General features: G+C 73.1%; 11 protein-coding genes. 2 read left to right on the top strand and 9 right to left on the bottom strand.

Going from position 1 to position 14,705, the window contains the following annotated elements; all coding sequences use genetic code 11:
* Window positions 1-253 precede the first annotated feature (253 nt).
* Window positions 254-3,076: a preprotein translocase subunit SecA gene (secA, locus tag BIV57_RS10495; RefSeq protein WP_071656446.1), complete on the bottom strand. Its 2,823-nt coding sequence runs from the start codon at window positions 3,074-3,076 to the stop codon at window positions 254-256.
* A 174-nt stretch (window positions 3,077-3,250) separates the two neighbouring features.
* Between secA and BIV57_RS10490 the strand changes: the two genes are divergently transcribed.
* Window positions 3,251-3,793 carry a GNAT family N-acetyltransferase gene (locus BIV57_RS10490; RefSeq protein WP_071656445.1) on the top strand — a complete coding sequence of 181 codons (543 nt, stop codon included), beginning with the start codon at window positions 3,251-3,253 and terminating at the stop codon, window positions 3,791-3,793.
* A 73-nt stretch (window positions 3,794-3,866) separates the two neighbouring features.
* On the opposite strand, the gene BIV57_RS10485 is transcribed toward BIV57_RS10490, so the two are convergent.
* From BIV57_RS10485 to mtnA, 8 genes are all read right to left on the bottom strand, one after another.
* Window positions 3,867-5,015, bottom strand: coding sequence for a winged helix-turn-helix domain-containing protein (locus BIV57_RS10485; RefSeq protein WP_071656444.1), 1,149 nt, complete (start codon window positions 5,013-5,015; stop codon window positions 3,867-3,869).
* A 39-nt stretch (window positions 5,016-5,054) separates the two neighbouring features.
* Window positions 5,055-5,750: a response regulator gene (locus BIV57_RS10480; RefSeq protein WP_071656443.1), complete on the bottom strand. Its 696-nt coding sequence runs from the start codon at window positions 5,748-5,750 to the stop codon at window positions 5,055-5,057.
* Window positions 5,751-5,899: 149 nt separating this feature from the next.
* A complete protein-coding gene (hpf, locus tag BIV57_RS10475; protein WP_071656442.1) occupies window positions 5,900-6,616 on the bottom strand; it encodes a ribosome hibernation-promoting factor, HPF/YfiA family in 717 nt (238 codons plus the stop codon).
* A 147-nt stretch (window positions 6,617-6,763) separates the two neighbouring features.
* A complete protein-coding gene (locus BIV57_RS10470) occupies window positions 6,764-7,540 on the bottom strand; it encodes a ComF family protein (protein WP_071656441.1) in 777 nt (258 codons plus the stop codon).
* 180 nt (window positions 7,541-7,720) lie between these two features.
* Window positions 7,721-9,625, bottom strand: a complete 1,905-nt coding sequence (locus BIV57_RS10465) for an LpqB family beta-propeller domain-containing protein (RefSeq protein ID WP_071656440.1) — start codon at window positions 9,623-9,625, stop codon at window positions 7,721-7,723.
* The gene (gene mtrB / locus BIV57_RS10460) at window positions 9,622-11,664 is read right to left on the bottom strand and encodes an MtrAB system histidine kinase MtrB (RefSeq protein WP_079170208.1); all 2,043 of its coding nucleotides are present in this window, start codon (window positions 11,662-11,664) and stop codon (window positions 9,622-9,624) included. Before mtrB ends, BIV57_RS10465 begins: the two co-directional genes overlap by 4 nt.
* Window position 11,665: 1 nt before the next feature.
* Window positions 11,666-12,343 carry an MtrAB system response regulator MtrA gene (gene mtrA / locus BIV57_RS10455; RefSeq protein WP_071656439.1) on the bottom strand — a complete coding sequence of 226 codons (678 nt, stop codon included), beginning with the start codon at window positions 12,341-12,343 and terminating at the stop codon, window positions 11,666-11,668.
* On the bottom strand, window positions 12,340-13,449 hold the full coding sequence (mtnA, locus tag BIV57_RS10450) for an S-methyl-5-thioribose-1-phosphate isomerase (protein ID WP_071656464.1): 1,110 nt from the start codon (window positions 13,447-13,449) through the stop codon (window positions 12,340-12,342). The genes mtrA and mtnA overlap by 4 nt, the downstream gene beginning before the upstream one ends.
* A gap of 153 nt (window positions 13,450-13,602) precedes the next feature.
* On the opposite strand from mtnA, the gene BIV57_RS26390 reads away from it, so the two are divergent.
* Window positions 13,603-14,661 (top strand): hypothetical protein, encoded by a 1,059-nt coding sequence (locus tag BIV57_RS26390; RefSeq protein WP_071656438.1) that lies wholly within the window; start codon window positions 13,603-13,605, stop codon window positions 14,659-14,661.
* Window positions 14,662-14,705 lie beyond the last annotated feature (44 nt).

Raw genomic sequence — 14,705 nt, 5'->3', positions numbered from 1 at the left:
CTTCCCGCGCCGCCCGGCACGCACATCCGCGGCGCTGCCCAAGCACGCACGCAAGAACCACGACGAACGCGCTCGGGCGCCCGGCAGCCGCACGCACCGAACGACGCGGGGAGGGGCCCCTCCCGGCCGAAGGCCGGGGGAGCACCCTGCTTCGCCAAATCCGCTTGGTGCCGGGGCCGGCTGCGTCCGCACGGGCCGACGACCCGCCCCGGCCCCGGGCGGGGTGCCGGGGCGGAGGGGCGGCGGGAACGCGCTACTTCTTGCGGCGCTTGCCGCCGCGCTGCGCCTTGCGCCGCTCGGCCCGCGTCGACGCCGCCGCCGCCGGCGCGTCGGCCACCGCGTCCTCGTCGACGAAGTCGCCCTCGACGACACCGCCCTCGCCGTCCACCGTCGGCGCCTGGTAGTGCAGCTGCTGCGGCCGCGAGCCGTCCAGGCCCTTGGCCTTGATCTCCGGCGCCGCGCCGCCCTGCGCGGGCACCGCGTCCTGCGGCGCGCCGTCCTCGACCGGCACCTCCTCGACCTGCTGCTCCACCTGGACGTCCAGGTTGAACAGGTAGCCGACGGACTCCTCCTTGATGCCGTCCATCATGGCCACGAACATGTCGTAGCCCTCCTTCTGGTACTCGACCAGCGGGTCCCGCTGCGAGTACGCGCGAAGGCCGATGCCCTCCTGGAGGTAGTCCATCTCGTAGAGGTGCTCGCGCCACTTGCGGTCCAGCACGCTCAGCACCACGCGCCGCTCCAGCTCCCGCATCACCGGCGCGCCCAGCTCCTCCTCGCGCGCCTCGTAGCGCGCGTGGATGTCCTCCTTGATGCGCTCGGCGAGGAACTCCGCGGTGAGCCCGGCGCGGTCGCCGACCTCCTCCTCCAGCTCCTCGATCGTCACGCCGACCGGGTAGAGCTGCTTGAAGGCGGACCAGAGCTTCTCCAGGTCCCACTCCTCGGCGAAGCCCTCGGAGCTGGCGCCGTCGATGTAGGCGTCCACGGTGTCGTCGACGAAGTGCCCGATCTGCTCGCCGAGGTCGGCGCCGTCCAGCACCTTGCGGCGCTCGTCGTAGATCACCTCGCGCTGGCGGTTGATCACGTCGTCGTACTTCAGGACGTTCTTGCGGATCTCGAAGTTCTGCTGCTCGACCTGGCCCTGCGCGGACTGGATGGCCCGGGTGACCATCTTCGACTCGATCGGCTGGTCCTCGGGGACGTTCGCCGCCGTCAGCACCCGCTCGACCAGGCCGGCCTTGAACAGCCGCATCAGGTCGTCGCCGAGGGAGAGGTAGAAGCGGGACTCGCCCGGGTCGCCCTGGCGGCCGGAGCGGCCGCGCAGCTGGTTGTCGATGCGCCGCGACTCGTGGCGCTCGGTGCCCAGCACGTACAGCCCGCCGGCGTCGGTGACCTCGTCGTGCTCGGCCTTCACCGCCGCCTTGGCCTTCTCCAGCGCCGCCGGCCACGCCGCCTCGTAGTCCTCCGGCGTCTCCGTCGGGCTCAGACCCGCCTGCGCCAACTCGGCGGTGGCGAGGAACTCGGGGTTGCCGCCGAGCTGGATGTCGGTGCCGCGGCCGGCCATGTTGGTGGCCACCGTGACCGCGCCCTTGCGGCCGGCCTGCGCGACCACCTGCGCCTCGCGCTCGTGGTACTTGGCGTTCAGCACCTCGTGCGGAACGCCCTTCTTGCGCAGCTGCTGCGAGAGGTACTCGGACTTCTCGACACTGGTGGTGCCCACCAGGATGGGCTGGCCCTTGCCGTGCTTGTCGACGATGTCGTCGACGACCGCGGCGAACTTCGCCTCTTCGGTCTTGTAGATCAGGTCGGCCCGGTCCAGGCGCGCCACCGGCTTGTTGGTGGGGATCGGCACCACGCCGAGCTTGTAGATCTGCTGGAACTCGGCGGCCTCGGTGAGGGCCGTACCGGTCATTCCGCTGAGCTTGTCGTAGAGGCGGAAGAAGTTCTGGAGGGTGATCGTGGCGAGGGTCTGGTTCTCGTCCTTGATGTCCACCCCCTCCTTGGCCTCGATCGCCTGGTGCATTCCCTCGTTGTAGCGGCGGCCGTCGAGAATACGGCCGGTGTGCTCGTCCACGATCATGACTTCGCCGTTCATGACGACGTAGTCCTTGTCCTTCTTGTAGAGCTCCTTGGCCTTGATCGCGTTGTTGAGGAAGCCCACCAGCGGGGTGTTCGTCGACTCGTAGAGGTTGTCGATGCCCAGCCAGTCCTCGACGCGCTGGACGCCGCGCTCCAGGATGCCGACGGTGCGCTTCTTCTCGTCGAACTCGTAGTCGAACTTGCGTTCCCGCTCGGGGTCCTTCTCCAGCAGCGACTTGGTGTCCTGCTTCTGCGGGATGCCCTCCAGCCGCTGCACCAGCCGCGCGAAGTCGGTGTACCACTTGGTGGCCTGGTCGGCCGGGCCGGAGATGATCAGCGGGGTGCGGGCCTCGTCGACGAGAATCGAGTCCACCTCGTCCACAATCGCGAAATTGTGGCCGCGCTGCACCAGTTCGTCCTTCGACCACGCCATGTTGTCGCGCAGATAGTCGAAACCGAACTCGTTGTTCGTGCCGTAGGTGATGTCGCACTCGTACTGCTCGCGGCGCTGGGCCGGGTTCATCGAGGCGAGGATCACGCCGACCTTCAGGCCGAGGAAGCGGTGCACCCGGCCCATCCACTCCGAGTCGCGCTCGGCGAGGTAGTCGTTGGTGGTGACGATGTGCACACCCTTGCCCGACAGCGCGTTGAGGTAGGCCGGCATCGTGCCGACCAGCGTCTTGCCCTCACCGGTCTTCATCTCGGCGATGTTGCCCAGGTGCAGGGCCGCGCCGCCCATCACCTGCACGTCGTAGGGGCGCAGGCCGAGCGTCCGCTTCGCGGCCTCGCGCACCGTGGCGAACGCCTCCGGCAGCAGGCTGTCGAGGTCCTCGCCGTCGGCGAACCGCTGCTGGTACTCCTTGGTCAGGCCCCGGAGTTCCTCGTCGGTCATCCCGACGTAGTCCTCTTCGATCTGATTCACCTGGGCCGCGATGCGGTTCAGCTTCCGGAGGATCTTTCCCTCGCCGGCGCGCAGGACTTTGTCGAGGACGGACACGCAGCGAACTCCTTGACGGGAACGGACGCCCGCGCAGGCTTTGCGCGGGCATGGCAGAACTGGGCCCAGTCTGCCGTACGGGCCATCGTAAGCGAGCGGAACCCGGCGGGGGGAGTGCCGTCAGCCGAACCAATCCACTCGTCACTCTTCGGGGGCGCGTTGCATACTCGCGCGATGGACACCACCGAGCTGCGCACCGCGCGCCTGCGCCTGCGTCCCTTCGTCTCCGCGGACGTGCCCGCGATCCACGCGGCCTGCCAGGACGCCGAGATCCAGCGCTGGACGACGGTCCCCAGCCCCTATGCGCTCTCGGACGCCGAGAACTTCGTGGAGACCCTCTGCCCCAAGCAGTGGGCCGAGAACACCGCGTTCACCTTCGGCGTGTTCACAGAGGATGCACAGCGGTCGCTGGTGGGGGCCATGGGGTTGATGGCGCACGAGCCCGGCCGACTGGAGATCGGCTTCTGGACGGCCGCCGAGCAGCGCGGCCGCGGCTACACCGCCGAGGCGGCGCGGGCCGTCTGCGACTGGGCCTTCACGGAGCTGCGCGCCTGGCGCGTCGAGTGGCTGGCGGTGGCCGGCAACCAGGGCTCCCGCGCGGTCGCCGAGAAGGCCGGCTTCGTCTTCGAGGGCACCCTGCGCGGCGGCCGCCTGCACCGCCGCACCCCCACCGACATGTGGATCGCCGGCCTGCTGCCGGGCGACCGCTCGCGCTGACCCGACGCCGGGCGGGGTGCCCGCGTCCGCGCCCCCGGGACGGACGGGGTGCCGGGGCGAGGGGACGGCCCGGTCAGGGGCCGACGGTCACCTCGGTGCGCACGTCGCCGCACCCCACCCACCGCGCCGCCTCCCGCAGCGCCACCCCGACCGCCTTCTCCGCACCGCGGCTGCGCAGCGTCACCCGCTTCGCCACCAGCGTCTCCCCCTCCCGACCCGGATCCACCCACCCCACCAACCGGCCCCCGCTCAGCACCGGCATCGCGAAGTACCCGTACACCCGCTTCGCCTTCGGCACGTACGCCTCCAACCGGTGCTCCACCCCGAACACCCGCGCCGCCCGCCGCCGGTCCCACAGCAGCGAGTCGAACGGCGAGAGCAGCACCGTCCGGCAGCGCCCCTCCGCCGGCCCCGCCGCCAGCGCCGCCGGATCCGCCCACGCCTCGCCCCAGCCCTCCACCCGGACCCGCTCCAGGCCGGACTCCGCGACCACGCCGTCCACCATCTGCCGGGGCAGCATCAGATGACGGGCCAGGTCGCCCGCCGTCGCCACCGCCAGCGCCTGCCCCGCGCGGGCGACCAGCGCACGCGCCCCCTCCTCGGAGCCGGTCCGCTCCGCCCGCGCCCGCAGCTCCTCGGGGATGGCCCGCTCCGCCAGGTCGTACACCCGGCGCCACCCCGTCCGGCGGGTGCAGACCACCTCGCCCAGGTCCAGCAGCCACTCCACGGCGATCTTCGTCTCGGACCAGTCGAACCACTCGCCGCCGTTCTTCGCGCCGCCCAACTCGCCGACCGTCAGCGGCCCCTCGGCACGCAGCTTGGCCCGCACCTCGTCGAGCACCTTCTTCGCGCCCGCCGCGTCCAGCCGGTGCCAGCGGAAGCCCTTCGCGGCGAACGCCCGCCGCCGGTGCCCGAAGTGCGGCCACAGCTCCATCGGCAGCACGCACGCCGCGTGCGACCAGTACTCGAACGCGGAGGCGCCGTCCCAGTACGCCTTCTCCACCGCCTTGCGGCCCACCGCGCCCAACCGGGCGTAGGCGACCAGCTCGTGGGAGCGCGCCAGCACCGAGATGGTGTCCAGCTGGACGGCGCCCAGCCGGCGCAGCATCCCGGGGACGCCGGCCCGGCGGTCGGCCGCGCCGAGCAGGCCCTGGGCGCGCAGCATCATCCGCCGCGCCTCGGCGGCGTCCAGTTCGAGGGAGACGGGTGAGACGGTAGCCATGCCCGCAGGCTAGCGACCTCGGCTGACAAGGTGTGTCAGCTATTGGATCTCGAGTATCTTCTCGCGCATCGCATAGACCACGGCCTCCATCCGGGAGTGCAGCTGCAGCTTCTCCAGGATGTTGCGGACATGGTTCTTCACGGTGTTCTCGCTGATGAACAGATCCTTGGCGATGTCCCGGTTGTTCATCCCGCGGGCCACCAGCTTCAGCACCTCGATCTCGCGGTCCGTCAGCCGCGGCGCCGGCACCAGCCGCCGCTCGTCGGTGCGCTGGATCATCGACTTGAACTCCGTCAGCAGCTTCGCCGCCATCGACGGGCTGATCTGCGACTGCCCGTCGGCCACCGCCCGGATCGCGGTGGACACCTCGTCGGTGGAGATCTCCTTCAGCAGGTAGCCCGTCGCCCCGGCCTTGATCGCCTCGTAGAGGTCGGCCTCCTCGTCGCTGATGGTCAGCATGATGATCCGCGCGCTGGGCACCGCCTCCTTGATCGAGGTGCACGCCTCGATCCCGGTGCGCCGCGGCATCCGCACATCCATCAGCACGATGTCCGGAAGCAGGTCGATCGCCCTGCTCACCGCCTCCGCGCCGTCCCCGGCCTCGCCGACGACAAGGATGTCCTCCTCCTGCTCCAGCACGATCTCCAGGCCGCGCCGGAACAGCGCGTGGTCGTCCACGATCAGGACGCGGATCGGTTCCGCGCCGGCCCCGTCACGGGCGGCGGCGTCCCCCACGGCATCTCCCCCTCGGGTTCGGTCGTTCGGGGGCCGTCCCTCATCTGACGGTCCACCAGGCAGGGCCCCATCGTTGCACAGCCGCCCGGCCCACAGGGCGGCGCCGGGCCCGATGCCGGGCCCGGCGCCGCACTCCAACACCGGATCGTTCAGCCGCCGTTGGCCTCGTGGTGGTTGTTGTGGCCGTTGTGTCCGTTGGTGCGCATCGCACCGCCCGCGCCGCCGGCGACGTCCGGCCGGCTGCCGTCGCACTTCAGGTGGATCACGCCGTAGTCGTAGGCGTGCCGCCGGTAGACGACGCTGGGCTGGCCGGTGTCGGCGTCCATGAACAGGTAGAAGTCGTGCCCGACCAGCTCCATCTCGTACAGGGCCTGGTCGAGGGCCATGGGCGTGGCCGCGTGGGTCTTCTCGCGGACCACCAGCGGCCCGTCGCCCTGCACCTGCAGCGGGCCGGCACTGCGGACCGCCGGCTCGGCGCCGGCCGCGTCCACCTCCTCGGGTGTGGCCACCGGCAGGTCCGCGGTCGCCTCGGCGACACTCTTCGGGGAGCGGCCCCCGGTGCGGTGCAGCTTCCTGCGGTCGGCCGCCCTGCGAAGCTGCTCCTCGAGCTTGTCCACCGCCAGATCCAGTGCCGCGTACGGGTCGGCCGCAGCGGCCTCGGCCCTGATCAGGGGGCCGCGGGTGCGGAGGGTGATCTCGACGCGGTCGGCGCGGTCCGCCTGGCGGGGATTCCGCTCCTTGGAGACCTCGACGTCGACGTCGATCACCTTGCCGTCCAGCTTCTGGATCTTGGTGAGCTTCTCGCTCACGTGCTTGCGGAACCGCTCGGGCACCTCGGTCTTGCGACCCTTGACGACGATGTCCACGCAGAACTCCGTTCCCTTGCACTCTGCCGCGCGAACCGCTGCGGGCCGGCACGGCCGGGTCGAGCTCGTCGGCGCCCCGGGCCTGGCGCCCCCGGCGCCGGAACTCGTACCGTCCTTCCTCCCCCGATATGGAGGTCGGAACCCCCATCAAACACCGATCCGGTGAATTTCGCGCTCCGGAGAAGGCGGTTGGCCGTCCGCGTGGTAGCCGACGGCCCCGGAACCGGAGGGACCTCCGGCCCCCGAGCGCTCCGGAACGGCCGCCACCACGGCCGCGGCCAGCACCTTTCCGCCGCCGGCCGCCACCGCCCGGGCCGCCTCCCGCAGCGTCGCCCCGGTGGTCACCAGGTCGTCGACGAGGACCACGGGGGCGCCCGGGGGCAGCACGCGCGCCCCTCGGGCACCGCGCACCGCGAACGCCCCGTCCACATTGCGGCGCCGCTCGGCCGCGCCGAGCTCGGACTGATCGGCGACCCTGCGGGCGTGGTGCAGCGCCGCGGCGACGGCCACCGGCCTGCCCCGGGCCCGCAGCGCGGCGGCCGCCGCGACGGCCATCCGCCGCACCGGATCGTGGCCGCGGGCCCGCACCGCGGCCCGCGCCGAGGGGACGGGCACCAGCAGGCACGGCCCCGCATCGGCCGCGCCGCCGGGCCCCGCCCGCACCGCGAGCGCCAGCGCCCCGCCCAGCGGCCGGGCCAGCGCGAGGGCGCGCCGCTCCTTGTGGGCGATGAGCAGCTCGCGCACCGGGCCGTCGTAGTCGGCCGCGGCATGGACGCGGACGCCCCCGGCGGCCGGTGCGACCCGCCGCACGGGACCGCAGAGCGCGAGGAAGCAGGACGGGCAGAGCGGCGCCGAACGGGCCCGGCCGCAGCCGGGGCAGGCGTCGGGCAGCAGCAGGGCGGTGGCTTCGCGCAGCAGGTTCACTCGGCTTCGCCTCGCAGCGTTCGTGGACCCCCGCCCGATGACCGCGGCGCTTGGTGACAGGTCCGAGGGGGCGCTCCCCGGGAATCGGGAGCACGGGCCCAGCCTGGCGCCGCGGCGGAACGCCGCCGGATCGGTTGCCCCGGGCTGTGGACAACTCCCGGGGCCCGGGGGCTCGCCCCGTCAGCCCGGATAGACCGGCGCCGTGCCGCCCGGCGTGGTGCGGTGCCAGATGCCGGAGACGTCCTGCCGGTACATCGTCCCGTCCTCGGAGTCCACCGCGGCCAGCACCTTCGGCACCTCCGAGGCGGCCACCGAGCGCACCCCGCCCGGCATCGCGCCCAGCGTCTGCGGCACCACCGCGCGCGAGCCGTCCGCGTCGACCGCGAAGACCTGCTGCAGCGTGCCGGTCTCCTGGCCGACCACCATCAGCTGGTTCGGCCCCGACCAGGCGATCGCGGAGATGCTGCCCAACTGGGTCGCCGCCGGACGCAGCTGATCCACCGCCAGCCCGGTGTGCTGCTCGGAGCCGGTCCGCACCACGCGGCCCACCAGCACCTGGGGGTCGCCCGAGCCCGAGGAGGAGCGCACCAGCAGCGCCAGCCGGGAGCCGTCCGCGGCCGCCCGCAGCGCCACGATCCGCCGCCCGCCCAGCTCCGGGACGCTCACCGCGATCGGCTTGGCGTCCGCGCCCGGCGAGGGGAAGACGTAGACCTGCGAGCCGTGCCCCGTCGAATCGGCGAACCACAGCTCGTTCCAGGCGTCCCAGCTGGGCGCCGTGAACCCGGCTCCGGACTTGCCCCGCGCGCCCGAGACGGCCACCTCGTGCAGATCGGCGTGCGCGTCCAGGTCGGCCAGGTACAGGCGGCGGCCGTCGGTGCTGACGGCGGCCGCCTCCTGCTCGTCGCGGCGCACCCCGACCGAGGCGAACTTCGCGTGCCCGGCGCCCAGCGGCCCGGGCACCGGCGTCGCGGAGCCCTGCGCCGGCAGCAGCGAGACGATCCGGCCGCTGGTGTCCACGTAGTACTGCGAGATGTCGCTGCCGTTCGCCGACGGGACGCCGGCCAGCGCGGAGGCGTAGCGCTTGGCGGCGCCGCCGCTGACCGTGCAGGCGGTGCCCTTGGAGCGGCCGTCGCTCAGCCGCACCACCGGGTCGGCGGAGTTGGTCAGGTCGGCCAGCGAGAGCGCGATCTGGGCGCCCATCAGCCGGCACGAGGAGCCGTCCTGCTCCAGCGGGGCTCCGCGCAGCACCACGTTGTAGGAGCCGTCGTCGGCGAGCGTCACCCGGTTCAGCCGCGTCCCCACCGGGAAGGCCGAGCGGGACATCGGGGCGAGCCAGTCGGACGGCCCGCGCAGCAGCGCCGCCACCGCGGCGGTGGCCGGGTCGTCCCGGCGCCGCAGGTATATCCGGTCGGCCACGGTCAGCGGGCGCCCCGGGGAGAGCTCGCGCAGCCCGCCGCCCTCGACGGCGGTGTAGTAGAAGAGGTTCGCCGGCCGGTAGATGCGCTGGAAGTCGTCGGAGGCGAGGACCAGGCCGTGCGGCATGGAGGCGATCCGCCACTGCTTGTCCTTGCCGCGCACCAGGTCGTACTTGAGCGTCACGTCGTGGCCGCTGCCGGCGAGCCCCTGGTAGGCGCCGTCGCTGTCCACCTGACCCACCAGCCGGCCGGTGATCTGCACGCGGTAGCGGTTGGTGGCGTCCGGGACGACGCTGTCGGCCGGGGACGGGGTGGGCGCGGAGTCCAGCACGGTCACCCCGGCGCCGGGCCGCCAGCTGTGGCGCTCGGCCGGGGTGAGGTAGTCCTTGGCCGCCGCGTACGCCGCGTCGTCGGCGGTGGTCGCCTCCAGGAAACCGGAGACCAGCGGCAGCGGCTCCTCGTTGGCGAGCGGCTTCTGACCCAGCACCCGCACCTGGGCGTTCTGGTCGGAGTTCTGCGACTGGTCGGCGCCCTGCACCGGCCCGCTGGAGGGCATGGTGGCGCAGCCCGCCGCGAGCAGCGCCAGCGCGACCGCCACGACGGCCGCCGCGGTCCGGCCGCTCCGGCCCCCGGCGGTCCCCGCGCCGGGCGGCGTCCCCCGATGGGTCACTCGGCGCCCTCCCTCTCCGTCTCGGCGTGCTCGGGCCCGGCGTGCTCGGCGGTGCCCGGGTCGTTGGCGCGCTGGGCGTGCGCGGGGGCGGGCCCCACCCGCCGGCTGACCGTGCCGCCCACCCCGGACGGGGAGACGGCGAGGCCGGCCGCCGACGGCAGCCCGTTGGCGGGGGTGGCCCACTCCGAGGAGCGGCGCTGCGCCGGGGGCGTCCCGGTCTGCCCGTGCGGCTCGGCACCGTCCGGCCGGGCGGCGCCGCCGCTGCGGCGGAACGGCACGCCGGCGGCGCGCACCCCGCGGTTGCGGGTGGAGTCCTCCGGCTCCAGCGGGAGCGGCGAGTGCACCACGTCCCCGCCGGCCTGCCGCGGCAGCGTCAGCCGGAACTGCGAGCCGCCGCCCGGCTCGCCCCAGGCCTGCAGCCAGCCGCCGTGCAGATGGGCGTCCTCCTGGGCGATGGACAGGCCCAGGCCGGTGCCGCCGGTGGTGCGGGCGCGCGCCGGGTCGGCGCGCCAGAAGCGGTTGAAGACCCGGGACGACTCGCCGGGCTTGAGGCCGACGCCGTGGTCGCGGACGGCGATGGCGACGGCGCCGTCCCCGGCGGCGAGGCGGATCACCACGTCCCGGCCCTCGCCGTGCTCGATGGCGTTGACGACCAGGTTGCGCAGGATCCGCTCGATGCGGCGCGGGTCGACCTCGGCGACGACCGGATGCCGGTCGCCCTCGGTGAGCACCCGGGTGTCCTTGTGCTGGGCGAGCGGGGCGGCGCTCTCGATCACCCGGCGGGCGATCTCGCGCAGGTCGACGGGCTCGGCGTCCAGGACGGCGGCGCCCGCGTCGAAGCGGCTGATCTCCAGCAGGTCGCCGAGCAGCGACTCGAAGCGGTCCAGCTGCTGCTGCAGCAGCTCGGCGGAGCGCTGCGTCATCGGGTCGAACTCGTCGCGCGACTCGTAGAGCAGGTCGGCAGCCATCCGCACGGTGGTCAGCGGGGTGCGCAGCTCGTGGGAGACGTCCGAGACGAAGCGGCGCTGCATCCGCGACAGCCCCTCCAGCTGGCGGATCTGGCTCTGCAGATGGGAGGCCATCTTGTTGAAGGACTCGCCGAGCAGGGCGATGTCGTCCTCGCCGGTGACCTTCATCCGCTCGTCGAGCTTGCCGCTGGCCAGCCGCTCCACGATCTTCGCGGCCATCCGGACGGGTGTGACGGCCTGCCGCACCACCAGCCAGGCGATGGCGCCCATCAGCACCACCACGAAGACGCCGGCGGTGGCGAGGGTGCCCTTGACCAGGCTGAGGGTCTTCTCCTCCTGGCCGAAGTTGAACAGGTAGTACAGCTGGTAGGCGTGCCCGTCGGTGTCGTACAGCTGCTTGCCGACGGCGAGGCCCGAGGTGGGCTGCCTGTTCTGGTCGGCGTCGTAGTACACCTTCGTGTACTGCCACTGGATGCGGGTGTTCTCGCGGACCTTGCTCTGGATGGCCCGGCTGATGCTGCGCGGGTCGACGCCCCCGCTGGCGCGCGGGGCGCGGGCGTTGCCGGGGTCGGAGGCCGCCGAGGTGGTGGTGCCGGCGTCGCTCAGCGCGACCACCGCGTACTGGCCCTGGCCGCTCACCGCGAGCTGCTCGACGAGGTTGTTCAGCCAGGTGCTGGAGGCGGCCGCGGTGCCGGTACCGGTGCCGGTCGGGTCCTGGGCGCCGTCCGGCTGCGCGGCGGCCCGCGGATCGCCGCTGGTCGAGGTCTGCGTCTGGGCAGCCTGGAACCCGCCGCGTGCCTGGCTGAACGCCGAGTCCCGCTTGGCGTCCAGAAGTCCGTTGCGCACCTGGCCGATCACCACGGCGCCGAGCATCAGCACGACACCGAGGGTCAGCACGAGCGTCGCCGCCACGACCCGGAACTGGATCGAGCGGCGGTAGAGCGACCTGGCTCTCAGAAAGGGGCGCCGCGCATGCCGTCCCAGGAAGGAGACGACGGAGAGCGTGGCGCGCGCCGATCCGGAGAGCCAGGAGAGGGCGGACCCGCCGCCCTCGGCCCCGCGGGCGGTCATCTCAGCCGGACCCGGCCTTGTAACCGACGCCGCGCACCGTCACCACGATCTCGGGCCGCTCCGGGTCCCGCTCGATCTTCGACCGCAGGCGCTGCACATGGACGTTGACCAGGCGGGTGTCCGCGGCGTGCCGGTAGCCCCACACCTGCTCCAGGAGCACCTCGCGGGTGAAGACCTGCCACGGCTTGCGGGCCAGGGCCACCAGGAGGTCGAACTCGAGCGGGGTGAGCGGTATGGCCTTGCCCTCGCGCTTCACCGAGTGGCCGGCCACGTCGATCACCAGGTCGCCGACGGCCAGCTGCTCGGGCGTCGGCTCCTCGGCGCGCCGCAGGCGCGCGCGGACCCGGGCGACCAGCTCCTTGGGCTTGAACGGCTTGACGACGTAGTCGTCGGCGCCGGACTCCAGGCCGACCACCACGTCCACGGTGTCGCTCTTGGCCGTCAGCATGACGATCGGCACACCGGACTCGGCCCGGATCTGCCGGCACACGTCGATGCCGTCCCGCCCGGGGAGCATCAGGTCGAGCAGCACCAGGTCGGGCTTGGTCTCCCGGAAGGCGGCGAGGGCCTTGTCGCCGTCGGCTACAAACGACGGCTCGAACCCCTCCCCGCGAAGCACGATGCCGAGCATCTCGGCCAGTGCGGTGTCGTCATCGACGATCAGGACGCGTCCCTTCATGGCTTCATCGTCTCATTACCCGTTCGTGACCTGATACGAAGACCGTCGATTGTTTCGTGACTCACGGGGGACAAAACGCCCATTTCGGTCACAATCGCCGCAATCAGCCCGGGCGGTGTGACGTCGAACGCAGGATTGAACGCCCCCGCACCCGCCGGCGCCACCCGCACCCCGCCGAATTCGGTCACCTCCGACGGCTGCCGCTGCTCCACCTCGATGCCCGCGCCGTCCGCCGTCCCGAAGTCGACCGTACTCACCGGCGCCACCACCACGAACGGCACCCCGTGATGCCGCGCCAGCACCGACAGGCCGTAGGTGCCGACCTTGTTCGCCGTCGAGCCGTCCGCCGCGATCCGGTCCGCCCCCACCAGCACCGCGTCCACCTCCCCAGCCGCGAAGAGCGCCCCCGCCGCGCCGTCCACCAGCACCGAGTACGGCATCCCGGAGCGCGCCGCCTCCCACGCCGTCAACCGCGCGCCCTGCAGCAGCGGACGCGTCTCGTCCACCCACAGCCTGCGCAGCCGGCCCGCCTCGTGCGCCTGCCGCACCACGCCCAGCGCCGTGCCCGCGCCGCCCGACACCAGCACGCCCGTGTTGCAGTGCGTCAGCAGCCGCCAGCCGCCCGCCGGAAGCAGCCCCTCCAGCAGCCCCAGGCCGTGGCTGGCCATCGCCGCGCTCGCCGCCGCGTCCTCCGCGTGCAGCAGCCGCGCCTCCGCCAGCGCCGCGCCGGCCGCCGCCCCGGTGCTCCCGTGCGCCGCGGCGGCCCGGTACACCCCCAGCACGCGCTCCACGCCCCACGCCAGGTTCACGGCCGTCGGACGCGCCCGCGCCAGCTCCAGTGCCGCGCCCTCCACGTCGTAGCCGCGGGCCGCCGCCAGCGCCACCCCGTACCCGCCGACGATCCCCAGCAGCGGAGCACCCCGCACCACCAACCGCTGCACCGCGTCCACCAGATCGGGGACATTGGCGCACACCGCCTCGGCCTCCTCGCGCGGCAGCCGCGTCTGGTCGAGCAGCACCACCACCGGCCCGCCGAAGGCCTCCGCGTCCCATCTCACCGGCGCCGGGATCCCGTCCACGCCTCCGCCGGGCTCACGACCCGTCATCGCATCCACACCCAGCACCGTACGGCCGCCCGCGGCACGGCAGAACCCGGCGGCGCCGCTGCGTGACACGATTGCCTCCCATCGCGCGGCCCGCCCGGGCCGACGCGCCCACGAGAAGCGAATCGACCCACCCCACCGAGGAGCCCCACCGATATGAGCTGGTCGCCGCAGCAGCCACCGCCCTCCCCCTGGCTCACCCCGCCGGGCGGCGGACAGGGCGGACGCTGGTTCGACGCGCCCAAGCCCGGCGTCATCCCGCTCCGACCGCTCCGCATGGGCGAGTTGTTCGAGGCCGCGGTCAGCACCATCCGCCTCTACTGGCGCTCCGTCCTCGGCTTCACGCTGCCCGTCGCGGTGATCGTGCAGGCCGCCGTCGCCGCCGTGGGCTGGTCGACCGAGCACGACGTCAACACCGTCTACAACCGGTTCAAGCATCTGTCGGAGACCACCCCGCCGCCCCCGGTGCACGACATCGTCGCGGCCCTCAAGGACGCCCTGCCCACCCTGCTGCTCAACCTCGGCCTCGCCCAACTGCTGTCGTTCCTCGGCATGCTGCTGGTGACCGCCGTCTGCACCCTCGTCATCGGACGGGCCGTCACCGGTGCACCCCTCACCCCGCGCCAGGCCTTCCGCGACGCCGGCCCCCGGCTGCCCCGGCTCGCCGGCCTCTCCCTCCTGGTGACGCTCATCCCGCTCGCCGCCCTGGCGGTGGGACTCCTCCCCACGGTGCTCACCGCCGCGCTCGGCGCCCCGGCCGCCGTCTCCGGCATCCTCGTCCTGCTGGTCTTCGCCGGCGCGGCCGCGGCGCTCTTCCTCGGCATCCGCCTCACCCTCGCGGGGCCGGCCCTGATGCTGGAGAAGCAGGGCATCGGCCACGCCCTCTCCCGCGCCATGCGCCTCGCCAAGGGCAGCTGGTGGCGCATCCTCGGCATTCAGCTGGTGGTCGCGCTCATCACGCTGATCGTCACCACGGTGATCTCGATGCCATTCAACACCCTGGGCAACATGCTCTTCTCCGCTCACGCCGCCAGCGGCTCCGCGACCAGCCTCGGCTACTACGTCGTCACCGGCATCGGCGGCGTCGTCGGCACGCTGCTCGTCTACCCGTTCAGCGCGTGTGTGACGGCGCTGCTCTACGTCGACCTGCGCATCCGCCGCGAGGGCCTCGACCTGGACCTCGCCAAGGCCGCCGGCATCAACCTCGCCCCCTGAGACCGAGGGGAAACGGGAACGCGAAGGAGCCCCCAACCCGAAAG

Source organism: Mangrovactinospora gilvigrisea (genome assembly GCF_001879105.1).
Taxonomy (GTDB): domain Bacteria; phylum Actinomycetota; class Actinomycetes; order Streptomycetales; family Streptomycetaceae; genus Mangrovactinospora; species Mangrovactinospora gilvigrisea.
The sequence above is the reverse complement of the archived record's forward strand: the minus strand, read 5'-3'. Positions and strand labels throughout refer to the sequence as shown.